The following is a 23,405-nucleotide window of genomic DNA, read 5'->3' as shown; positions in this document are numbered from 1 at the left end:
GCCTTTACCGTGAAGTCGGCCTCGGCGCTGTTGTTGTCGTCGAGCCATATCTTGTCGTTGGGCTCCCAGTAATAGGTCAATGTGCGCGCCGCGCGGTCGTAGTCGAGCGAGGTGCGCGAGAGAGGATTCTCGCCTGTATTTACTTCAGAGGTGCCCTCAAATGCCGTACCCTGCTTTTCTGTTTCGGGCGTTTCGGGTGTCTTGTCTGTCATGTCCTTTTGCGAACAGCTCGCCAATACGACGGCAAGTGCTGCTGCATAAAATAAAATCTTTCTCATTGTTGTTCTGTTTTTACTCTTGATGATTGTTTAATACTCAACGAGGTCGGGGCTAATAATCGTCCTCGTCTTCTGTTTCCCACACGCTGCCCCATGCTTTGGCATCGCCGGTGTCGTCGTCCACGCTTCCGCCGGTGTGTCCTCCTCCTTGGTCGGAACCATCGCCGGAAGTCTCGCCCGGGGTGTGTCCGCCGTAGAACGAGGTCTTCATGAGCGGGGCTTCCATCGGCATTTGATGCACTGTGATGGCAGGGGCCATGTAGTCCTGCACGGTTACTTGATTCTTGCTCATAATAATCGTTGTTTTAATGATAAATATTTAGCTTGATTTTTGCCTTTCCGCACTTGGAAAACGGGTACGAAAAAGCGAACAAAGGGAACTTCTTGGAGCCCTTTGTTTATGGGAAATGCACGCAGCCTTACGCGCGCGCGTACAATAAAATATCGAATGGAGATTACGCCAGGTGCGAATGTGTGTGTGTGTGTGTGTGTGTGTGTGTGTGTGTGTGTGTTAGCAAATTATTTGAACTGACCAAATATAATGTGTTAAAAGACAAAGGAAAACACACGTTTCTCTTTACCTCGCTGATACCTTTATATAATAAGGATGGTCTGCTCATGAATACTTGCTTTTGCACCTTAACGTCTTTGATTACCGCCGCAAAGGTACATAAAGAATCTTAAGCAAACAAGAGAAAAGCAAAAAACTTTGCACTATCTTTGCAAACAACCATGTGGATTTCTAAAGAAAACAGCGACAGACTATTGGCCTTGATACGAAACGGCGGGGCGATGACGGGGGGCGACAAACTGAACCTTATCTTCCAATTGAGCATTCCGGCCATTCTGGCGCAGGCAACCAATGTGTTGATGTTCTACATCGATGCGTCGATGGTGGGCATGCTCGGTGCCAAAGCCTCAGCAGCCATCGGTATCGTGGAGGCGGCTACATGGCTCTTCGTTGGGCTCTGCGTGGCCGCTGCCATGGGATTTTCGGTGCAAGTAGCCCACTTTATCGGTGCCAATGACTTCGTGAAAGCACGGCAGGTATTGCGTCACGCGCTGGTGTGCACTTTCATCTTCAGTCTGCTCATCGCCATCGTCGGTGCATCCGTCGCTTGGCGACTGCCCTATTGGTTGGGAGGAGGAGCAGACATCGCGGCCGATGCCACCTATTATTTTCTTGTCTATGCTCTTGTTACTCCGTTTCTACAAATAGAGGTACTCTCGAGTGCCATGCTGAAGAGTTCGGGAAACATGCGGATTCCCAGCTTACTGAGCATTTTGATGTGTGTGATGGACGTAGCATTCAACTACCTCTTCATCTACGATACACACGAAGTGTCATGGCTCGGGTTGCATATCATCGTGCCCGGAGCGGGATTAGGCGTGCTCGGCGCAGCCATAGGGACGGCTCTCTCCATCACGATTACAGGATTGGTGCTGGCATGGTTCGCATTGTTTAAATCGGCAGCACTGCGCATCACTCAAGACAAGATGCCTTTCAAATGGGTATGGGATTATGTGTGGAATGCGGTGAAAATCAGTGCCCCGATGGCAGCGCAATACTTCCTCATGGGCAGTGCACAAGTGGTGAGCACCATGATTGTTGCGCCGCTGGGCAACTTCGCCATCGCTGCCAACACATTTGCCGTCACAGCCGAGAGCCTCTGCTATATGCCCGGCTATGGTATCGGCGATGCCGCCACCACATTGGTCGGACAGAGCGTGGGTGCCGGCAGGCGCGATCTCTGCCGCAGTTTCGCCCGTATGACGGTATTCACGGGTATGGCGGTGATGGCCGTCATGGGTGTGGTGATGTATGGGCTGGCACCTGAGATGATTGGCATGATAACACCCGTCAAGGAGATTCGCGAACTGGGTATTGAGGCTTTGCGCATCGAAGCCTTTGCCGAACCGATGTTTGCTGCCTCTATTGTGACCTACAATGTGTGTCTCGGGGCAGGCGATACGTTACGGCCTTCGCTCATCAATCTGTTCAGCATGTGGTGCGTGCGCCTCACGCTGGCAGCTGTTCTCGCACCCTTTTACGGACTCAATGGCGTATGGATGGCCATGGCTGTGGAACTGACGTTCCGCGGAAGTCTATTTCTCATTCGACTGTATCGCGGAAAGTGGATGAGAAATGTGAAGCCATCACCGACTCCACGTCCGTAGAAAAGATGCAGAAAGCCGCCCCTTTACACTACAATACCCGCAAAGCGAACACACAATTGCTACCAAACCATGCTGTCGGAAACGTATCGCGCTTGAGTCCGCGCTTCTTCCACCATTTCTTCTATCACCGCACGCGCAGTTTTAATTTCCTTAATGGCCGATGCTATCTGCCCTATCTCCAATTCTCCGTCTTCCATGTCACCCTCAAAGATACCACGTTTGGAGGCTGCGTGTCCTAATATGTCTTTGAGTTCGACGACATCGGCACCGCGGTTCTCTGCCTCTTCGATACGACGGAAAAGGGCATTTTTTACGAGGCGTGTGGGTGAGAGTTTCTTCAACGCCAGCATCGTATCTCCCTCTTCCAAAGCAATGCAACGCTTTTTAAACGCTTCAGAGGCGCTACTCTCTGCCGTCAACGCAAACGCCGTACCCACTTGCACCCCCTCGGCACCCAGCGCAAAGGCAGCTGCCATGGCGCGACCGCTACCGATTCCACCGGCAGCTATCAGCGGGAGGTTCGTTGCTTGCCGTACCTGCGGTATGAGTGTAAGCGTAGTTGTTTCCTCACGCCCGTTGTGTCCGCCGGCCTCAAATCCTTCGGCCACAATGGCATCAACGCCGGCTTCTTCGCATTTTCGCGCAAACTTACTGCCCGACACCACATGCCCCACTTTGATACCATGGTCGTGAAAGAGCGAGGTAAACTTCTTCGGACTGCCGGCCGAGGTGAAAACGATGGGCACTTGTTCGTCGATTATCAGTGCAATGAGGGTATCGATTTCGGGATACATCAGCGGCACATTCACTCCCCACGGAGCGGTGGTTGCGTCTTTCATCTTGCGGATATGCGCCTTCAACGTATCGGGATGCATGGAGCCGGCACCAAGCAGTCCCAGTCCGCCGGCATTGCTCACGGCGGAGGCGAGCCGCCAACCGCTACACCAAACCATCCCTCCTTGCACAATGGGGTATCGAATACCAAAGAGTTCTGTAATTCTGTTTGCTTTCATCTCTATATGGAGTTGTATTTTGTTCGCTGCAAAGATACGGAAAGAGGGGTAATATGTGTATCTTTGTATCGCGAAAAAGCGGTATGAGAAAGAAAAAAAGTATTTTTCGTGTAGTTTTTCGCCGGCATGGATGTCTAATAGATAGAGCATAAAAACAAAAGACGAACATGAACGCATCGGAAAGCGAATTTACAGCCCTCATCAAAGCACACAAGAGCACGATATACACCGTGTGCTACATGTTTTCCAAGGAACAAGAAGAGGTGGCCGACTTGTTTCAGGAGGTGATGATAAACCTTTGGAAAGGATTCTCTTCCTTTCAGGGACGCAGCCAGCTGAGGACATGGATTTATCAAGTAAGCCTCAACACCTGCATCACATTTGAAAGGAAGAAAAAGCGGCGAGCGGCACTGCCTCTGTCGATGAACATCAACCTCTTCGACGACAGCGACAACGACACCCGGCAGGTAGCGCTCCTGCATGCCAGAATCCATCGACTGCAACCTTTCGATCGCGCCATTGTGCTGCTATGGCTCGAAAACCTGAGTTACGAGGAGATAGGTGCCATTGTCGGCATCACAGCCAAGCACGTGTCTGTACGTCTTTACAGAATCCGAGAACAGTTAAAAGCTATGTCAAATCCATCACATCTATGAAAACAATGAAAACAAATTCTAACAACAAGTGGGACGAGATGCGGAGCCAACTCGCCATTCTAAACGACAAAATAGAGAACGAAACAATTGTGGACGACCGCCATATCCGGCATTCCATGAAAAACAAGGTTGCTTGGATTCATCGATATGTCCGTTTTGAAATCTTCGTGCTACTACCTTTGCTGCTGGCAGCCGGTGCTGCGGAGTACTGCATTTTCCATTTCTCCATGGGCTTTGTTGCTTTCGCGTTATTCTTCATTGCGGCCGACGTGATCTTCGATTACATTGTCAATACCCGTAAGATGAGCGGTATCTTCGAGGGAAACCTCATTGTAGCCCGTCGCCAACTGATAGAGATAAAACGCCTTCGTACATTGCGAATCGTTATTTCCATTCCGTTTACCATCATCTTCATCCTATGGCTTATTTACGAGGTAACAGCATTTACAGGGTATCTCGACCGCGAATTCCTGCTATTCCTCGGTATCGGGCTTTGCGTTGGAGCCATCTTTGCCACCGTATTCTTCCGCAGCATGCAGCAAACCAACAATGCGCTCATCCGACAAATCGACGAACTGACCAGCGAAGAGCGGGAAACACCGACCTATAACTAACAAACAAATATTCATATGAGTAAAAGATTATTTATCATCGTCCTTGGGCTGACTGCCATCCTTTCGGCCAACGCACAGTTGCTTTATAAGATTTCGGGGAAAGGACTCCGGCAACCGTCTTACATCATCGGCACCTATCATCTGGCCAATCCCACGTTCTCCGACTCTATCGCCGGCATGAAAGATGCGTTCAAATCCGTAGAACAAGTATATGGAGAGGTAGACATGACCCATATGTATGAGCCTGCGAATATGCAGAAAATGCAGAAGGCCATGATGCTTCCCGACGGACAAACACTTACATCGCTACTCTCGGCCGACGAGCTTCAGAGGCTCAACAAGTTCCTGACGGCCACGATGGGTGCTGACCTGACCAACCCGATGGTGGCATCACAGCTAAACAAACTCACGCCGGTTACCCTTACCACGCAACTTGAGCTCATCTTGTTTCTAAAGAAAAACCCTGTGGCTTTCGACCCGACCAACACTTTCGACGGTTATTTTCAGAAGCTAGCGGCCGAACAAGGGAAAGGTGTCGGCGGATTAGAGACGATAGATATGCAAATCAACACCCTTTTCAAAAGCCAATCTCTGCAACGACAGACCCAACTGCTGATGTGTATAGTCGATAACCCCGACTACAACGAGCTGTTGGCCGAGCGAATCGTTCGTGCTTTTTATACGCAGAACCTAACCGAAATAGGAAAGATTTTAGAGGAAAAACGCCACGACAGTTGCGATGAGACACCGGAAGAGAGAGAAAAAGAACTCGACGGCAGAAATGTCGATTGGGTGAGCAAGATGCCTGCCATCATGGCTGCCAAGCCTACATTCTTTGCCGTAGGGGCTGCACATCTGCCGGACAACAAAGGCGTTCTCGAATTATTGAAAAAAGCGGGCTATACCGTTGAAGGAGTGAAATAAGAACCGTAACTATGAAAAAATACATATTTCTATTAACGGCCTTTTTATGGACAGGCCTCTTGTCATATGCGCAAAACGCAGACATCAAGACGTTGACAGATTCGGCCAAAGCCGGAAGTATCAACGCACAGATAGATTTAGCCTTAACCTATCTCTATGGAGACAGTGCCGAGGTGAACCATCAAGAAGCCTTTCGGTGGATTAGCAAGGCAGCCGATACGGGCGATTCGTTTGCCAAATGTGTGCTCGGTGAGTGCTATGAGAATGGCTACGGTGTAGCCCCCAACCTTCAGAAAGCCGTAGACCTCTACATGGAGGCCGCGGCCAACCATGTAAACAGGGCTTCGTTGTGGCTCTCCGTGATGTATGAATACGGCAACAAGGTGCTACATCGCGACCTGTCGAAGGCTTTCCTCATGGTGAAACAGGCTTTAGACAACGGCAGCAAGAGTGCACCTTTGCTCATCGCCAAGTATTACTTCAATGGTTGGGGTGTGGAAAAGAGCAAGGAAGAGGCCATCAAATGCCTGCGCCAAGCCGCCGAAAACGGGTTGGCAGAGGAAGCCAATGCCTATATCAAGAATATCGAAAGGAATGATACGCTCAGTCTTTATGAACTTGAATTCAGAATACTGCCGCGTCTGATGAACTCGGTTCAAGCAGATGAGACGCAGGAAGCACGCCTGACAGATATGGAGGGATTGAGCATTACCTATGGCTCTTACTTTATCTCCCACTACGAATTCGACTGGGCAGACATCAAGACCGAGCGCGTAGACCTCTCCGACGGGGCATTTCTCATCCTCTATACCATGCCTGACCCACCGGAAACCCCGCTGTGCAAATACATGGCTACAGTGGTAGACAAGGCACACCATCGGTTTGCCTATTACACGCTGGAGAAGTCGGCTATGATACCTTGGTTCTTCTGTGGGGTAGCATCAGATATGACACATCTTAACTTCGGTCCTTTTAAAGACAAGCCAACCCAAAAGAACTTCATCAAGGCCGTGCTCGGTAACTTTAGCAAACGCACTGCACCGCAGGCTCAAACGGTTTACGAGGTGTCAGACAAGGAAGAAAAAGACAGGTAAATTGCTTTGTCGATACCTCGGCTTCTCGCTTTATTATCCCCGCTCCTGTCGGTAAAAGCCCGGCGGGTACGGGGATTTTACATGTCTTGTCGGCAGTAAAAATTACTTCTTTTACTACTATCATACAGAAAAGTACGCGAGTTCGGGATAAGAGGTCTCTTCTAATACCCCCGTCGGGGCTTACAGTCCGATAGCCTTATCCCGAACTCGCGTAGTTAGATAATCAAGTCGATGAAACAGGGTTTATCATCGTCTTTACAATAGGAAATACAAATTCCCAAACGTGGATAACGACTTATCCAAACGTGGAGAATGAGTTATCCAAACGTGGAGAACAAATTATCCAAACGTGGAGAACAAATTATCCAGACTTGGAGAACAAATTATCCAAACGTGTATAATGAGTTATACAGACGTGGATAAGGGATTATAAGCATGTGATGGGAATTTAATATTCCTTATATCTCATGAGGTGAAATCATATTGTAAAGGCGGTTGTCCTCTAACTATCTACGTGAGTTCGAGATAAGAGAATCTCATCCAATAACTCCAAAGGGGCGACAGAAAACTAAACTCAATCCTCTGTCACTCCTACGGGATTCATCTTTCTGCACATGCTTGTCAGGGGTGGCGCTCTTACGAGCTTCACACCCTGCCTAAGGTCTTACGCCCCGTCGGGGCTTATCGTTCGATAGCCTTATCCAGAACTCGCGTAGAAAAGTCCTCCTTTCTCCACACCTTCCAACCAAAAATTGCAACGCTCCCAACAGCTGTCAGGAACATTGCAATCTCCATTTAATCACTAACTTTATACTAAAAAAACAAAATCTATTCGCGTATGACTACCGTCACCCCACGGGCAGCCTGTGCACCCATGACGAGAGCTTGCTCAATATCTGCCGTCTTGGAGGGACCTGAAATGAATGTTCCAAAACCATAGTCGGTAAACTTAATCAGCGGATAAGCCTCGTGCATGTTGTGCACAATTTTGTCCTTATCGATAAGAATGACCAACTCTTCCGCAATGAAACAGAGAGCTTTCTCCTTCATGGTCTGGGGAACCCAGATACAACCATTCTCTGCAACGCCCAACTCTCCCTGAAGAACGGCTACGTCCGTGCCGTTCAAATCTTGTGCCTCGGCCACGGTATCGGGATTCCGGTCGGCAATCGAGATGCCTTCCACGTTACTTGCAAAGACCTTTGCCTCGGGGTATAGCTCCTTAATGACAACATTCAGGTCGTCAGACTTCGAGACCGTTTTCACCTTTCCGCCCACGGCTTCGCTTATTTTCTTAAATTGTTCCAACACGTCAGGATAATGTATACCATCTATGTTCATATCCGGCATATCGTATTGGTGACGTGTGTTCTGCCTCAGTCGGGCAAACAAATCTTCCTTCTTCATCTTACTTTTCCTTTCTTCCATAAGGTTTGGAACGATTCTTTGGGGAATACCATCATTTCATGTCCCATACCCCAGGCATTGAGACTGTCGTTATACATCAGGAACCGTGGCATCACATTGGCCATCGGAGCCATGGAGAGTGCCGTATTATATACCATCGGATGGTTGAACACAAAGCTCATTCCCTGCGACATGAGCTTCTTCACAGGGTTGGCGCGGCCAAAGGAGTCGAGTTGCTGACGCCAACGGTATATCTGCTCGCCCAAGTCTATCTTGGCTGGACACACGTTGCTACACGACAAGCATAGCGAACAGGCCGATACGTTGTCGGCGTATTTACGCGGGTCTTTCAGCATTCCGAGGTTCACACCGATAGGCCCCGGTATGAAATAGGTGTAAGAATAACCGGTGGAACGACGATACACGGGACATGTGTTCATGCAGGCACCACAACGGATACACTTAATGGTTTCAAAGTGCTCATCGTTGGCTATGATGTTGCTCCTGCCGTTGTCTACGAGCACCACGTGCATCTCTGCCCCCGGACGTGCCTGACGGAAATGGGAGGTGTAGGTGGTGGTGGGCTGTCCCGTGCCGCACCGGCATAGCAACCGTTGGAATACGGCCAGCGAGCGGTAGTCGGGCACAAGCTTTTCAATGCCCATAGCCACGATATGAAGTTTCGGCATCGAGGTGCTCATGTCGGCATTGCCTTCATTCGTGCAGACCACAACGTCGCCGGTCTCTGCCACACCGAAGTTACAACCTGTCAGACCCGCATCGGCATCCATGAAGTTGTCTCTCAGGTGATAACGGGCACAGCGCGTCAGATAGGTGGGGTCGTGGTTGCCTATCTCCTTACTGATACCCCTGCGCTCAAACTCTTCGCCGATGGCATGACGGGTAATGTGAAGGGCTGGCATGACGATATGACTTGGCTTTTGACCCATCAACTGGATGATACGCTCGCCCAAGTCGGTCTCCACCACGTCGATACCGTTCTTCTCTAAATAGGGATTCATCTCGCACTCTTCGGTGAGCATCGACTTACTCTTTACGAGTTTCTTTGCGTTGTGTTCCTTTAAAATGCCGAGTACAATCTCGTTAAATTCATTGTCGTTCTCCGCCCAATGCACGATAACACCCCTACTTTCCAAGTTCTTGGAGAACTTCTCTAAGTAATCGGCAAGATGAGTAGCCGTGTGACGCTTTATTTGGCTGGCATGTTCACGCAGGTCTTCCCATTCAGGAAGTGCAAAGGCTTGCACGTCACGTTTCTCACGCACCCCATAAAAGGTCTTATCGTGTCTTGTTATTTTCTCAGAGTCTTGTAGGAACTCATGGGCTTTTCTTGAATGTACTGTACTCATAATCCGGCTGCTAAAATCTGTACGACATGTATGAACTGTATAGGTGTCTTTTGGCGACGTGCAATTCCTTGCATGTGCATGAGGCATGAACTGTCGGGGCCTGTCACGTATTCCGCTCCCGTATCTGCATGGCGCTTCACCTTATCGATGCCCATTCTTACAGATACGTCCGGCTCTTCCACGGCAAACATTCCGCCGAAACCGCAACATTCGTCCTTACGCTCGGGCTCTACCACCGTAATGCCTTCCACCATATTCAGCAAATCGATTACCTTGTTGAACGGGGGGATATTGAGCTCGCTGGGTGCCGAGAGGCCTAATTCACGCACACCATGACAACTGTTGTGCACACTTACTTTGTGAGGGAACTTGCCCGGCAGCGACGTTACTTTGAGAATGTCGTGCAGGAACTCCACAATATCCTTGATTTTACCCGAGGTTATGCACTCGTGCTTTCCCTTCATGATTTGCGGATAGTTTACCTTTACAAAGGCTGCACACGACGCTGAGGGTGACACGATGTAGTCGAAATCCTTGAACATATCCTCGAATTTCTCTATCAAGGGTATGGCCTTATCCTGAAAGCCTGCGTTAGCCATTGGCTGTCCGCAACAGGTTTGCTTGAGCGGATAGGTCACATCCACACCTAAATGTTTTAGAAGTTTGTATGTGGCGATGCCCGCTTCAGGATACAATGCATCCACATAACATGGGATAAATAAACCGACTGTCATATTATATAGGTTATATTCGCTAAACTGTTTTTCGCATTTGCAAATATAATGAAATTCCTTTGTTTATGAATAAAGTCCTATCAAAAAGCACCACTATTAATAAGTTTTAACGGTTTTGCTTACAAATAGAGCCCCAGAACTCCCTTTTCCCTTTCATTCTGCACGCAAAAAGGAATATCTATGATGCACAACGAGATAACAGTCCATCCGTACCCCGTATTCTAAGGTACTACCGCTGTTTTAACCCCAAGCGGTCATAAGAACCGGTACAGATGGCGTTTGTACATGGAAGGTCGGCAACCTTTCTTATAAGAAATACCATTTGATACTCATACAAAAGGAGAAACATTTTAACGGTAAGCCCATGGCTGTTTTGAAAAAATTGGCTATATTCGCACCATCTACCCATACATAAATACCTATCATGACAAACAGAACACTCTTTATTCTATCTTTTCTGCTCGCTGCCACGGTGTGTCGGGGGCAAAACGATTCCGTGCGTATCGACAGCGTACTCCATGCCTTGCCCGAGGTGCTGGTGAAAGGTGAACGTCCTATCGTAAAGGTGGAGAACGGACAATTGGTGTACGATGTGCAACGGCTTACCGCCCAAAGAGGTATCAACAACCTCTACGACGCGGTGAAAGAGCTACCGGGCATCATGGAGCAGAACAAACAACTGCTCTTAGGTGGTCAACCGGTGACACTCATCATCGATGGCAAAGTGACCACGATGTCGGCCGAACAAGTGAAGACCTTGCTCCAAAGCATGCCTGTGAGCCGATCTAATCGCATTGAAGTGATGTACAATGCGCCTGCCCGTTACCAAGTGAGGGGTGCCGTTATCAACATAAGCCTCAACCATATTGCCACGACTTTCCGGAATGTGCAGGGAGAGCTGAACGGCAATTACGAACAAACACACGATGCCACGTTCAACGAGGGAGTGAGCCTTATCTATTCCGACCGCCATCTCTCGGCAGACATTCTCTACACGTTCCGCCACGGCAACACTTTCTCAGCCTTAGAGAACATCGCGCAACACTCACAGAGCGACGGCACAACACACCGTATAGAGAGCACCCAACGCACCCCTGACCGGTTTCGGCTGCACAATTACCGCCTCGGACTCGACTATACTTTTGCCAAGAATCACGTCATGAGCTTCGTCTATTCCGGCTCATACGACTCGTCAGACGGCGTGAGTGGGAGCATCGGTATGATTGTCTCCCGTTATACGTACGACACCCACAACACCCTGCATAACCTCCGATGGGATTACCGGTTGCCGTTCGGTCTCAAAGCGGGTGTGGAATATACCCATTACGATAGCCCCGAGACGCGCCACCTTACCAGCAATAAGTTAGGTACAAAGTACAATTTCCGCGCCGACAACGGGCAACGCATCAACCGCTGGAAGGCTTTCTTGTCACAAGAACACGACATCAAAGGGGGCTGGGGTATCAACTACGGTGCCATCTTCACCCATACCAACGACCATAGCTTCCAGCACTACGTAAAGACAGATGCCGGTGCAGCCGACGTGCCTTCCAACAGCAATACGCGGAAAGTGGAGACCCTTGTGAACATCTATGCCGGTTGCAACAAGGCGTTTGGCAAGAAACTGAATGCCGACTTCTCGCTCGCTGCCGAATACTACCACAATGAGGCATGGAAAAGGTGGGATTTCTACCCCGTGTTCAACCTCACCTATCGGCCTTCCGTTACCCACATCTGGCAGCTCGGTTTGAGCAGTAATAAACGGTTTCCCCCGTTCTGGACATTGTCGGACTTCACCGCGTACATGTACGGTGGCTATGGCGAGGTACATGGCGACCCGCATCTGCGCCCTTCCAATAACTATACAGGGTCGCTCGTCTACCTGTTTAAACGCAAATACCAACTGAAGTTATGGTTCTCGCATACCGATCGGTACTTCACCCAATTACCCTATCAACGGCAAGACAAGCTCATTGTAGACTACCGCTACCTGAATTTCAACTACCAACAGCAGGGCGGTCTGCAAGCCTATGTGCCGGTCAGCATCGGACAACGTCTGCGTACCAATATCATCGCCTTAGGGATATGGCAACACGAAAAGGCCATGCGGTTCCACAACATTCCCTTTAATCGCAAGCGTATCTTCCTGATGGGCATGCTGAAAAACACGCTCACAGTAGCCTCGAAACCCGATATTGCCGTGAATCTCGATGGGAAGATACGCACCAAAGCCCTGCAAGGTATCTACGACCTCCCTACAAGTGGCTCGGTAGACTTCTCGGCACGATGGAACTTCGATGGCAACCACGCCACACTTCGCCTCTACTGCAACGACCTCTTCCGCACAAGTGTTATCAATCCTGAGATAGATTACGCCACACAACATCTACGCATGCACTACTCTTGTTATCAGGAAATAGGCCTCTCCTTCACCTATCGCTTCGGCGGCTATAAGGAAAAGAAACGCGAAGAGGTGGACACCTCGCGCTTCAAATAGGCAGACGCTTCTCTGCACTTTCTGCACCCTGTTTGCAAAAAAAATGGGGACAAAATATGGTATATATCGGATGAAATGACGATATTTGCAGGACAAAACACCACTCGGAGCAGCACTACAACACCCTCCGAGCAGGACTGAACGGAAATAAAACCCACGATAAGATGAAAAAACATATCCTCTTGCTTATCATCGTCGCTGCACTCTGCACGGGCGCAACGGCACAAAAGAAGTATGCGGTCTACGCTGTAGGATTCTACAATCAGGAGAACCTCTTCGATACATGCCACGACGAGGGTAAACGAGACTACGAGTTTCTGCCCAACGGTTCCTACAAATGGAACGGACTGAAATACGAGCATAAGCTGCGCAACATGGCTCGCGCGTTGGCCGATATGGGCACCGACATACTGAAGAACGTGGGGTGCGCGTTCATCGGTCTTAGTGAGGTGGAGAATGCTCGTGTATTGACAGACCTCGTAGCACAGGAACCGTTGAAGAACCGTGGCATGCAGTTCGTGCATATAGAGGGACCTGACCGACGTGGAGTGGACTGCGCATTGCTCTACAATCCCGCTCTCTTCACGGTGCAGAAGTCTACACTCCACCCCTACGTGCAGGAGATAGAGAAAGACAGTGCCTTTTACACCCGCGGCTTTCTTACCGTGGAAGGTACATTGGCCGGCGAGTCTGTAGCCGTCATTGTGTGTCACTTGCCAAGTAGATTCAGCACCTCGTTCTATCGGGAATCAGGTGCACGCCAAATGAGAGTCCTTAAAGACAGCCTGCTCATGGCGAACCCATCCACCAAGGTCTTTATTATGGGCGACATGAACGACGACCCTACCGACCGCAGCATGCACGAAGTGCTGGGAGCAAAGGAGGAGATAGCCCTCACGGGAAACGGGGAGATGTATAACCCGTGGTACAATCTGTTGGCAAAACAGGGCATCGGTACGCTCAGCTATCAGGGTTCATGGAACCTCTTCGACCAGATTGTAATGACTCCGAACCTGCTCGACCGCACGGGCAAAAAGGATTTTTCCTCCCTTACCTATTGGAAAAATCGTATCTGCAAGTTCAACTATTTGTTGCAGACAGAGGGAAAGTACAAGGGAAGTCCCAAACGTACTACGGCCGGAGGAGTATGGCTCGACGGGTTCTCTGACCACCTGCCCGTGGTCGTTTACCTCATCAAGGAACAGAAATAGGCCGTCCTATTCGTGTCGGAATCCCAAAGCATGCCGGTGCATATGACTGAGTTACCCGTAGAACATCACCCTTTCAAACCTTTCCTCCCCGAAGGCTGCAGGTTGCTTATGCTGGGTAGTTTCCCGCCCGCCCCGAAACGTTGGTGCATGGAGTTCTATTATCCCAACTTCATCAACGACATGTGGCGCATCATAGGTCTTATATTTTTCGGTGACAAACAGCATTTCGTAGACATTGAACACAAGACTTTCCACATCAATGCACTCGTATCATTCCTCACCCGCTGTGGTATCGGGCTCTACGATACGGCCTGCGCCATTAGGAGAACCCGCAACAGTGCAGCCGACAAAGACTTAGAAATCGTGGAAGAAACCGACCTTGATGCCCTGTTAGACCGCATTCCGACATGCCGTGCCGTGGTAACGACAGGGCAAAAAGCTACCGACGTGTTTTGTCAACATTTCCACATCACCCCTCAACCTGCCGTAGGCAACTATGCTTCCTTTCGCTACAGCACCCGTGAGATGCGGCTCTATCGCATGCCAAGCAGCTCACGTGCCTATCCCATGAAAGTAGAAAAGAAAGCCGAGAAATACCGTTCTATGTTTAAAGAACTATACCCCGAAGATATACCCAACCGCCATGAATGAAATCAACGCTATACTCAACGAACGCAAAGTAACCGTTATTGGCATTGCCGGAGGTACAGGATCGGGTAAGAGCACCGTAGTGCGCAAGATTGTGGAAGCCCTGCCGCCTCACTATGTGGCCGTAGTGCCGCTGGACTCTTACTACAATGATACCACAGGCATGACCGATGAGGAACGCCACGCCATCAACTTCGACCATCCCGATGCCTTCGATTGGAAGCTGCTTATCAAACATGTAGACGAACTGCGAAACGGCATGTCTGTCGAACAACCCACCTACTCGTACCTGAAGTGTAACCGATTGAAAGAGACCATCCATGTAGATGCCAAACCTGTTATCATCATCGAAGGCATCATGACATTGCTCAACAAACGGTTGAGAGACATCATGGATCTAAAGATTTTCGTAGACTGCGACTCAGATGAACGCCTGATACGCAATATCCAACGCGATATCATCGACCGCGGTCGTACCGTTTCGATGGTGGTAGAACGCTATATGAAGGTGCTCAAACCCATGCACGAACAGTTTATTGAGCCGACCAAACGCTATGCCGACCTCATTATCCCGCAGGGTGGAGATAACGTCACGGGTATCGGCATCCTGTGCAAATACATCGAAGGATTGATAGGGCAACGCCCATAAAATAGCACAGAGCTACCAACAAGCGGGCTTGTCGCATGGGGCAATCGCCATTCTCTTTATCCCCAATCGGCCATGAGACGCCATACAGATGGCGTTTGTACGTGGCACAGATGCCGTTTGTCCTACGTACAGATGGCGTTTGTATGTAGATGGGTCGGCAACCTTTCGCGGTGCAAATCGTATCGGTTGGGAGATTCTGTCGCACCTACAGCGCTCCATTTAGGGAATTGCCCTATACCCAGCGCTGCGCGCTGGGCTGATGTCTTGCGCTCTTGCAGAGCTTGCCCCATCAATCATACGATGATTTTAGGGCATCTATGTGCCCTGCAATGCTACTTTTGGGAGGCTTGCATTGCACCTCATACTATAATAATAGGGTATTGATGCACCCGCCATCATACTCATGCAAAACTTACATTGCACCTTATGTCATATACAAAAGGGGAGAGATGCAGCCTGTCTTGCGTGACATGGTCGTTTCTCTCCCCCTCGCGAATGCTTTTATTTGCCGGAAAATGTGGATTAAGGCTTCATTACCTTTCGTCCATCAACGATATAAAGCCCCCGAGTTAGACGGTCGAACGGCACGACAAGGCGCATACCTTGAAGTGTATAGACCGTTTGCCCATGTGCAGGGTGGTAGACCGCTGCGGGTTCGATACCCGTAGAAGTGCGGCTAATGGTCACTTCGGTGCAGGCTGTCTCGCCATCCAAGAACGTGTATTCACCACGCTCTAACCCAATGACAGCATCTGCGGGGAAGGTGACTGTGCTGCCACCTTTCAGTTCGATACCCTTGCTTGCCTTAAACGCTGCTGCATTGCCGGCATCTACCACATGGGCTTCGATACCATCAAGCACGAGCTTACCGGCATACGAACGAATACGGCCGTTGGATTCGATGGTAATGCCACCCGAAAGCATGAGGTCATCGAAAGCGAAAATACCGGCATTGCGTTCGGGCACTGTCATGGTAAGCCGCCCGTCTCCTACGATATGCAACGGGCACTCATCACCGGAAATCGCAGCACCATCGGTCGTCGAGATACTATTATCGCCCGTAAAACGAATGGTATACAGAGATTCGGTACCCTCCGGAACATGTATTCCGCGACCATTCTTCTGCGTGGTTTCAATCACCGCATTGCTGAGTGTGAGTGTGCGCGTGGCGGGGTCATAAGTCACCGTACCGCTCTTGATAGCCGTAAAACCGTTTGCGGCCGTGATAGCGGTGTAGTTGGAAGAGGTAATCATCTTGCCTCCAACCTTGATGTCATAGTCTTTGGCATGCACGGGAATCATGATCCATGTTGCTGCAAAGGCCATCAGAAATGTGAGTAAATTTGGGTTTTTCATTGTTGTTTGTTGTTTAAATGTTACGATATAGTATAGTAAATTCCGGCCGTTATGGAGTATCGTCTTGGTATGACCAAGGAGGAAACTGTCGAGATAGTGCACAAGACACGTTTCCATATCGGGACACTTCGCCCAAAACTCACGAGGCCTTTGTGAGCGATGAGCCGATTCGTCGAGCATCAACGACAGTTATCTTATGCAAAGATAGGAAATATATCCTCTCCCAACAAGCATGCCTCTGCTTTTATCATGACCGATTGGGGTCTTAGGGTCGGAAAGTGACGATTGGTAAGTCGGCATCCGTGCCCCGTACAGATGGCGTTTTGTACCGGGAAAGGTCGGCAACCTTTTTCGGCGCAAGCCGTATCGGTTGTGAGATTCTGTCGCACCTACAGTGCTCCATTTAGGGGAAACGTCCTATACCCTGCGCTACGTGCAGGGCTGACTTATTACGCGCTTATAGCACTGACATTGCGTCTCGTACTGTTATAACAGCAGCTCGGGATAGAAGAATCTTATCTATTACTGTCCCCTATAAACCTTTTCCGTATATCGGAGTTAGGCGCTGAAATTCAAACGAGGTTTTTCTGCCATCTGCCATGGACGATGGCAGTTTTTTAATTATTTTCTGCCATCCGCCGTGGCGGATGACAGTTTTTTGATTATTTTCTGCCATCCTCCGTGGAGGATGACAGTTTTTTGATAATTTTCTGCCATCCGCCGTGGCGGATGACAGTTTTTTGGTTATTTTCTGCCATCCGCGCTGGCGGATGACAGTTTTTTTGTCGTCTGCGCTGGATGATGACAGTTTTTACTCATTGCCAATCGATTTTCATCTCGTGCATGGAAATCCGCAGAACGATGAACCCATCATCATGACTGAAAAAGCAAATGCGCCACCAAAAGAACTTGATTTATTTCATTAGGGAGGCTTGGTTTTTCAAAAAGAAGAATGCGGAATTACCTATATAAAGGCAATCCCACAAGGATTTATGTGTGCGAACGGCTATTGGGCACATGATGCATTGTGCATTAACCTCCAATCGGTCATGAAACAGCTCATCTAACATCTTATGATGACATGGCTCCCTGACAAACTCTCATGGCCGGTTGGGGGTAACACTGGATTTTACTAAAGACCGCTCACCCTAAACAGAGATAACAATCTTTTTCAGAAGCTGTTTTTTCTACATGAAAAGTTGTTATATAAAAAAGAAAAAACTATATTTGCAGCAGAATACTTGGCGTGTAGCGACACGCAAGTCTACTAAAACGTAGCAATAATACCCTAAAAACATATTGATTACTCACTGTTTTAAAATGAAACGCTTATGAACCGAAAGAAGACTCATTCTGTTTTGCTACCAATGTTATGGGTAGCTTTGCTCGCCTTGTCCTTGCCGTTGCAAGCACAAAGCGGTGAATCGAAACTGACGTATGTGGCCGACGGAAGCAATGCTGTACAGAGCTTTTCCGTGCGCACAACCTATCCGAACACGAAGGTTACCGTGACGTTCCCTGATGGTATCGTTGCCGAGGCCGTGAGCGATGGCGAATACCGCCTTACTCAGTTTGCCCATCGTATCAAAGATGTTGCCGCCCCGTGGACAATAGAAATCAAAACGGAGGGCATCGCTTCCTTTGCCTCGCAGCAAACGGGTATTACAAATGTGACGCTCGAAGGCTGTAAGGAAATCAAACGGATTACTTTGCCTTATCAAAACCTTGAGAACATTCAACTATCCGGACTTGGAGAATTGGAAGAACTGTACCTGCAAGGCAACACGAAGCTCCGCACCGTAGATGTTGCAACCCTCACATCGCTGAAGATTCTCAACCTATCCAACACCGAGAACCTCGTACTCACAGGTTTAGACAAGTGCACATCGCTCAACAGTCTGTACGCCTATAATTCCTCACTGAGTAACCCTCGCCTTGCTACACTTACACAACTGAAAGTGCTTGACTTGACAAATACAAAGACGTCGGCCATCGACCTTTCAGCCAATACACAGCTAACCGAAGTACAACTCACGGACAACCAACTGACAGACATCGACCTTTCTGCCCTCAAAGAATTGCAGAAGTTAGGTATCGGGAAGAACAAACTGCAATACATAGACCTAAGCGAGAACAAGGAACTTACTGAATTAGACGTGAACGGTAACCAGCTCCATGCTTTCAATATTGCCATGGATGCCCTTACCAGTCTCGATTGTGGTGCCAACCATCTGCCCCTTTCGCAACTACCTATGCGCGGAGAATTGACGACCTATATCTATTGGCCGCAGAAAGACTTTGCCGTGGCTAAACAGATAGAAGTCGGTCGGCCGATGGATTTGAGCAGAGAGGCCAAGGCTACAGGTGTAGCACAGAGCGAGAAGAAAACCACTTTCTTTGTCTACGACAGCGACGGCAATATGTTGTCGGAAGGTGATGATTATACCTGTACGGAGGGGGTATTCGTCTTTACCAAGGCATTTGAAAAGCCTCTGCGTATCAAGATAAAGACCGACGCTTTCCCAAAACTGAAAGACAAGAACGCTCTCTACAGTTCTTACTTCACCGTAGTCAACAAGGTCGATGCCCTATTCGGCCTACCCGACGAGGCATTTAAGGGATGCACGCATCTTACCGAAATCGCCCTTCCTGCCAATACGCAGACCATAGGTGCCCATGCTTTTTCCGATTGTCCTGCCCTTGCTAAGGTAGTCGTTGCTCCGGCTAAACTCGCAACAATGGGCAGCGATGCGTTCCCCGACCGTGAGGGGTTGGTCATCTATGTAGCTGATGCCGAACAAATGGCGGCACTCTATGCCCAATACCATTTCATAAAGACCCGCGTAACAACCGCTACGCCTACCGCGATAACGTCGGTCGTTGCGTCCGAACCCTATCACATCGGCATCGCCCAAGGCTGTTTGACAGTAACACCTACCGACCATGAAACCACCGTCAGTATATTCCGACTCGACGGAACATGCGAGGCACAGCGCACAGCCTTGCGAGGCGAATCTCTTTCATTCTCACTGACACAAGGTGTCTATATCGTTCGCATCGGACACCATTCCGTTAGAGTACTCATTCCATAAAGCCTACAGACATGAAAAAAATACAGATACTCATGGCGATTCTCCTCATGGCAGGTATCGCCGCCCACGCACAAAAGAAGACTGTGAACCTGACACAGGCCGGAACATTGGGCACCCAACTGACCGAAACAGACAAGAAGACCACAACAGATATAGTGGTTACCGGAGCGATAAATCCCACAGACATCGCCGTATTAGCCAACATGAGCAGGACATATGTGCTGCAACGCATCGACCTCTCACAGGCTTCATGGACGAAAGAAGCACCGAAAGATCCCGTGCTCGATAACCCCGAAGAATACTTCCTCCCCATGGTTGGCATCCTTGGCAAGCCAATGGAGCCAGATGGTTTTACCTACGAGGAGAAGACAATGGGGCATAAGCGCAATCCCAAATCCATGCCCGGGTTTTGGATGTTCGACACAGGAAAGACCCTCTTTCCCCTTACCGGCTACATGAACGGGTGGGATGGCAAGATAGACGAGGCCGTTATAAAATCGACGAATCCCGATTACATACACAGTCCGCAGGTACGTGCATGGATAGAAGGAATGGGTTATGAGTTGACCGGTACGCGAGGCGACGGCGACGACATCTTCTTTAATTCCAATACAAAGGTGTGGGTTCTGCTGCACTATACACCTTACAATAAGAGCGATTACCCGGGCGTACACTTCTCGCTTGTCACCTATCAAGATTGAAGTACGCCTGCTGTCGGCAAGACAATATCGTGCAATTACTGAAAAATAAGCGTCGTAAGGCGGTCTTGCGGGAAAAGCTCGCAGGCCGCCTTACGTATGTCGGATACACCGACGGCATCTATCCGACGAAAGAGGCGATTCACGTCGCGCTCCCATCCCCGATGCAGGAAGCTTTTGCCAAAGTCGAGGGCAAAACTTTCCCTATTATCGCAGGCCACACCAAGCTGACCTTTGAGTTGCTTCTTAGCCGCGGCAAGCTGTGTCGTAGACAAATCATTGTTGATAAAACGATCGAGTTCGCGGCGAATAAGTCGTAGACAGCGGTTGACATCGTGGGAGTCGCAGCCAAAATATACCGCCCAGAGTCCGGTATCAGAGTAACTGACCATACTGCTTTCCACGGAGTAGACCAATCCGTGTCGCTCTCGCAAGGCAAGATTCAAACGTGCATTCATACCCGGGCCGCCTAATATATTGTTCAACAGATAGAGAGGCATGCGTCGCTCATCGTAAGCGTGATAGGCACGATTGCCAATCATCACGTGCGCTTGATGAGTACCTTTTTCTACACAGAGGGTACGGGGATGGTAATCAGGCAGGACAGGCATCGGGGAACCGGCCGTGTGGGTGCCGTTAGGAAGGGGAAGCACAGGAGAATCCGTTGCCGGCGTAGACTTTTCAAGCTGTCGTACAAGCCGTGGGAAAGAGAGATTGCCACAGGCAAAGAACACCATGTTGTCCGGACGATAATGGCGGGTAGTGAACCGCAAGACATCGGCTGTGGTATAGGCATGCAGGTGTTGGGCATTGCCAAGTATGCTACGCCCGAGCGGATGACCTGCAAAAAGCATCTTCTCAAATTCATCGAAAATCAACTCAGAAGGTGAATCATGATAGCTCTCAATCTCGTCGCAGACCACCTCGGCCTCCTTGTCAAGCTCCGCCTGCGGGTAGACACTGTGGAACACAATGTCGGAAAGCAAATCTACGGCTCGGCAGAGATGCTCTTTCAATATCGCAGCGTAATAGACCGTATCTTCTTTCGTGGTAAATGCGTTCAGGTCTCCTCCCACGCTCTCAAGGCGATTCAAGATATGCCAAGCACGTCGGCGTTGGGTTCCTTTAAAAGTAACGTGTTCGCAAAAATGCGCCAGTCCTTCCTCATCGGTCTGCTCATCACGTGTGCCGGCATTGATAGCATACCCGCAATAGACTACGGGTGAAGCGTCGGGCAAATGGATAATGCGGAGTCCATTACGCAGGGTATGTGTATTGTATGTTGCCATCGATCTGCAAAGGTACGGTAAATCAAGAGTATGGCAAAATAAAAAACGGTACTTTTAGATGACGACTTAGCTGGATATTGGATAAAATTTAGTAAGTTTGCATCACGATAACCAACGATTCCCCTCGTCATGAAATATATCTTTGAAACACGTATGGAGGTACGCGATTATGAATGTGACATACAAGGCATTGTAAACAACGCAAATTACCTTCACTATATAGAACATACGCGCCACCTGTTCCTGCTATCGACGGGTGTCAGTTTTGCCGAGATGCATCACCGTGGAGTCGATGCTGTAGTGGCACGTATGAATCTTCAATACAAGGTTCCGCTGCGGTGCGACGATATTTTCATCTCGCGTCTGGCCTTACATAAAAAGGGACTTAGATACATCTTCCAACAAGACCTTTACAGGGCATCTGATGAAAAATTGTGCTTTCGAGCCACGGCAGAGTTGGTCTGTATCGTCAATGGTCGTCTTTCCGACAGCGAAGACTATAACCGCGCCTTCGCTCCTTACCTACCCTCCGCATCATGAATGAGCAAGAAACCATCTATGCCATTGCACTCACATTGGTAGATACGTTCAATCCTATCATCGTACAGGAACTATACGAACGCTTGGGAAGTGCCACGGCAGTGATGGAGCATCGCAAAAACATACGCGACATACTGCCCGACTGTTCGCAACGCCTTGCAGAACGTTTGGCGAATATCGACAAATATCTACAGCGAGCAGAGGAGGAATGGCAGTATGCCGTGCAGCATCATATCGTGCCGCTTTGCATGAACGACGAGCACTACCCCCAACGTCTGCGGGAATGCGCCGATGCCCCGTCCGTGCTATTTTACCGAGGAAAGGCTAACCTCAACCCTCTCCGCGTCATCAGTATCGTGGGTACGAGACAATGCACACGCTACGGTCAAGACCTCGTCCGGCGATTCATCAGCGACCTGCGCAGCCTTTGTCCCCAAACGCTCGTCATCAGCGGACTTGCCTATGGCATAGACATCCATGCGCATCGACAGGCGCTTTCCTGCGGGCTCGACACTGTAGCCGTGCTGGCTCATGGCCACGACAATCTCTATCCGTCGGTTCATAAAGATACGGCCACCGCCATGTTGCAGCAAGGTGGCCTGATTACCGAATATCCAACGCATACCCGACCGGACAAGATGAACTTCGTGAAGCGCAATCGTATCGTTGCGGGAATGAGCGATGCGTGCATCCTTGTGGAATCTTCTGCCAAAGGAGGCGGGCTGATTACGGCTCGCATCGCTTTCGATTATAACCGTGATGTCTTTGCTTTCCCCGGACGCACGGACGATATCCACAGTGAGGGATGCAACTGCCTCATACGCGACAATGTGGCAAACCTCATCTCCAACGCCGAAGATTTCGTGCGTGCCATGCAGTGGGACGACGACAAACGCCTCAAGGATGCCCAACGGAAAGGTATCGAACGCCAACTCTTTCCCGACCTCTCGCCCGAAGAGCAACAGGTGGTCACCGTGTTGCAGACCACCAACGACCTACCTATCAACATGCTTACCATACAGTCGGGCATTGCCGTCAGCAAACTTACTGCCATCCTTTTCACCCTCGAGATGAAAGGAGTGGTACGCATGATGGCCGGCAGCACCTGTCATTTGCTGAAATAGCCGGCACTATTTCTCCTCTTTTAATCCATCCGA

21 protein-coding genes and 1 pseudogene are annotated in these 23,405 nt (G+C 49.5%); 14 read left to right on the top strand and 8 right to left on the bottom strand.

What is annotated here, in order from left to right:
- Together HMPREF0658_RS11685 and HMPREF0658_RS08795 are read right to left on the bottom strand one after the other, a co-directional pair.
- A pseudogene (locus tag HMPREF0658_RS11685) lies at nucleotides 1-278 on the bottom strand (hypothetical protein); the annotation flags it as partial.
- Nucleotides 279-330: 52 nt separating this feature from the next.
- Nucleotides 331-570, bottom strand: a complete 240-nt coding sequence (locus HMPREF0658_RS08795) for a hypothetical protein (protein ID WP_006950287.1) — start codon at nucleotides 568-570, stop codon at nucleotides 331-333.
- A gap of 440 nt (nucleotides 571-1,010) precedes the next feature.
- On the opposite strand from HMPREF0658_RS08795, the gene HMPREF0658_RS08790 reads away from it, so the two are divergent.
- Nucleotides 1,011-2,456: an MATE family efflux transporter gene (locus tag HMPREF0658_RS08790; protein WP_006950285.1), complete on the top strand. Its 1,446-nt coding sequence runs from the start codon at nucleotides 1,011-1,013 to the stop codon at nucleotides 2,454-2,456.
- Nucleotides 2,457-2,515: 59 nt separating this feature from the next.
- Here HMPREF0658_RS08790 and HMPREF0658_RS08785 read toward each other — a convergent pair whose 3' ends face one another.
- On the bottom strand, nucleotides 2,516-3,469 hold the full coding sequence (locus HMPREF0658_RS08785; RefSeq protein WP_024990985.1) for an NAD(P)H-dependent flavin oxidoreductase: 954 nt from the start codon (nucleotides 3,467-3,469) through the stop codon (nucleotides 2,516-2,518).
- 167 nt (nucleotides 3,470-3,636) lie between these two features.
- Between HMPREF0658_RS08785 and HMPREF0658_RS08780 the strand changes: the two genes are divergently transcribed.
- Genes HMPREF0658_RS08780 through HMPREF0658_RS08765 form a run of 4 tightly spaced genes read left to right on the top strand, consistent with a single transcriptional unit; the run spans nucleotide 3,637 to nucleotide 6,757 of the window.
- Nucleotides 3,637-4,125: an RNA polymerase sigma factor gene (locus tag HMPREF0658_RS08780; protein ID WP_006950283.1), complete on the top strand. Its 489-nt coding sequence runs from the start codon at nucleotides 3,637-3,639 to the stop codon at nucleotides 4,123-4,125.
- A 5-nt stretch (nucleotides 4,126-4,130) separates the two neighbouring features.
- On the top strand, nucleotides 4,131-4,739 hold the full coding sequence (locus HMPREF0658_RS08775) for a hypothetical protein (protein WP_162149570.1): 609 nt from the start codon (nucleotides 4,131-4,133) through the stop codon (nucleotides 4,737-4,739).
- A gap of 15 nt (nucleotides 4,740-4,754) precedes the next feature.
- Nucleotides 4,755-5,663, top strand: coding sequence for a TraB/GumN family protein (locus tag HMPREF0658_RS08770; RefSeq protein WP_006950281.1), 909 nt, complete (start codon nucleotides 4,755-4,757; stop codon nucleotides 5,661-5,663).
- 11 nt (nucleotides 5,664-5,674) lie between these two features.
- Nucleotides 5,675-6,757 (top strand): tetratricopeptide repeat protein, encoded by a 1,083-nt coding sequence (locus HMPREF0658_RS08765; protein WP_006950280.1) that lies wholly within the window; start codon nucleotides 5,675-5,677, stop codon nucleotides 6,755-6,757.
- Nucleotides 6,758-7,585: 828 nt separating this feature from the next.
- Here HMPREF0658_RS08765 and HMPREF0658_RS08760 read toward each other — a convergent pair.
- Genes HMPREF0658_RS08760 through HMPREF0658_RS08750 form a run of 3 tightly spaced genes read right to left on the bottom strand, consistent with a single transcriptional unit; the run spans nucleotide 7,586 to nucleotide 10,268 of the window.
- Complete coding sequence (locus HMPREF0658_RS08760; RefSeq protein WP_040557867.1) at nucleotides 7,586-8,164, bottom strand: LutC/YkgG family protein; 579 nt, start codon at nucleotides 8,162-8,164, stop codon at nucleotides 7,586-7,588.
- Nucleotides 8,161-9,534 (bottom strand): lactate utilization protein B, encoded by a 1,374-nt coding sequence (locus tag HMPREF0658_RS08755; RefSeq protein ID WP_006950278.1) that lies wholly within the window; start codon nucleotides 9,532-9,534, stop codon nucleotides 8,161-8,163. The genes HMPREF0658_RS08760 and HMPREF0658_RS08755 overlap by 4 nt, the downstream gene beginning before the upstream one ends.
- A complete protein-coding gene (locus HMPREF0658_RS08750; RefSeq protein ID WP_006950277.1) occupies nucleotides 9,531-10,268 on the bottom strand; it encodes a (Fe-S)-binding protein in 738 nt (245 codons plus the stop codon). Before HMPREF0658_RS08750 ends, HMPREF0658_RS08755 begins: the two co-directional genes overlap by 4 nt.
- A gap of 424 nt (nucleotides 10,269-10,692) precedes the next feature.
- Here HMPREF0658_RS08750 and HMPREF0658_RS08745 point away from each other — a divergent pair, with 424 nt between their 5' ends.
- From HMPREF0658_RS08745 to udk, 4 genes are all read left to right on the top strand, one after another.
- On the top strand, nucleotides 10,693-12,765 hold the full coding sequence (locus HMPREF0658_RS08745) for an outer membrane beta-barrel protein (RefSeq protein WP_006950275.1): 2,073 nt from the start codon (nucleotides 10,693-10,695) through the stop codon (nucleotides 12,763-12,765).
- Nucleotides 12,766-12,929: 164 nt separating this feature from the next.
- A complete protein-coding gene (locus HMPREF0658_RS08740; protein ID WP_006950273.1) occupies nucleotides 12,930-13,976 on the top strand; it encodes an endonuclease/exonuclease/phosphatase family protein in 1,047 nt (348 codons plus the stop codon).
- 42 nt (nucleotides 13,977-14,018) lie between these two features.
- Complete coding sequence (locus HMPREF0658_RS08735; protein ID WP_040557866.1) at nucleotides 14,019-14,627, top strand: uracil-DNA glycosylase family protein; 609 nt, start codon at nucleotides 14,019-14,021, stop codon at nucleotides 14,625-14,627.
- A complete protein-coding gene (udk, locus tag HMPREF0658_RS08730) occupies nucleotides 14,620-15,273 on the top strand; it encodes a uridine kinase (RefSeq protein WP_006950271.1) in 654 nt (217 codons plus the stop codon). Before HMPREF0658_RS08735 ends, udk begins: the two co-directional genes overlap by 8 nt.
- 522 nt (nucleotides 15,274-15,795) lie before the next feature.
- Here udk and HMPREF0658_RS08725 read toward each other — a convergent pair.
- Nucleotides 15,796-16,629, bottom strand: a complete 834-nt coding sequence (locus HMPREF0658_RS08725; RefSeq protein WP_139047747.1) for a hypothetical protein — start codon at nucleotides 16,627-16,629, stop codon at nucleotides 15,796-15,798.
- A 722-nt stretch (nucleotides 16,630-17,351) separates the two neighbouring features.
- Between HMPREF0658_RS08725 and HMPREF0658_RS11870 the strand changes: the two genes are divergently transcribed.
- The 3 genes from HMPREF0658_RS11870 (at nucleotide 17,352) to HMPREF0658_RS08715 (ending at nucleotide 20,422) form a co-directional block, all read left to right on the top strand.
- A complete protein-coding gene (locus HMPREF0658_RS11870; RefSeq protein WP_238305590.1) occupies nucleotides 17,352-17,555 on the top strand; it encodes a hypothetical protein in 204 nt (67 codons plus the stop codon).
- Nucleotides 17,556-17,960: 405 nt separating this feature from the next.
- The gene (locus HMPREF0658_RS08720; RefSeq protein WP_006950267.1) at nucleotides 17,961-19,721 is read left to right on the top strand and encodes a leucine-rich repeat protein; all 1,761 of its coding nucleotides are present in this window, start codon (nucleotides 17,961-17,963) and stop codon (nucleotides 19,719-19,721) included.
- Between the two features lie 11 nt (nucleotides 19,722-19,732).
- Complete coding sequence (locus HMPREF0658_RS08715; RefSeq protein ID WP_006950266.1) at nucleotides 19,733-20,422, top strand: hypothetical protein; 690 nt, start codon at nucleotides 19,733-19,735, stop codon at nucleotides 20,420-20,422.
- Between the two features lie 35 nt (nucleotides 20,423-20,457).
- Here HMPREF0658_RS08715 and HMPREF0658_RS08710 read toward each other — a convergent pair whose 3' ends face one another.
- The gene (locus HMPREF0658_RS08710; RefSeq protein ID WP_006950265.1) at nucleotides 20,458-21,708 is read right to left on the bottom strand and encodes a M16 family metallopeptidase; all 1,251 of its coding nucleotides are present in this window, start codon (nucleotides 21,706-21,708) and stop codon (nucleotides 20,458-20,460) included.
- 129 nt (nucleotides 21,709-21,837) lie between these two features.
- Between HMPREF0658_RS08710 and HMPREF0658_RS08705 the strand changes: the two genes are divergently transcribed.
- Nucleotides 21,838-22,248, top strand: coding sequence for an acyl-CoA thioesterase (locus HMPREF0658_RS08705; RefSeq protein ID WP_006950264.1), 411 nt, complete (start codon nucleotides 21,838-21,840; stop codon nucleotides 22,246-22,248).
- The gene (gene dprA / locus HMPREF0658_RS08700) at nucleotides 22,245-23,372 is read left to right on the top strand and encodes a DNA-processing protein DprA (protein WP_006950263.1); all 1,128 of its coding nucleotides are present in this window, start codon (nucleotides 22,245-22,247) and stop codon (nucleotides 23,370-23,372) included. The genes HMPREF0658_RS08705 and dprA overlap by 4 nt, the downstream gene beginning before the upstream one ends.
- The last annotated feature ends 33 nt before the right edge of the window (nucleotides 23,373-23,405 follow it).

This window comes from Hoylesella marshii DSM 16973 = JCM 13450 (assembly GCF_000146675.1).
Classification (GTDB): Bacteria; Bacteroidota; Bacteroidia; order Bacteroidales; family Bacteroidaceae; genus Prevotella; species Prevotella marshii.
Note: the sequence above shows the minus strand (reverse complement) of the source record. Positions and strands in the feature narration are given on the sequence as shown.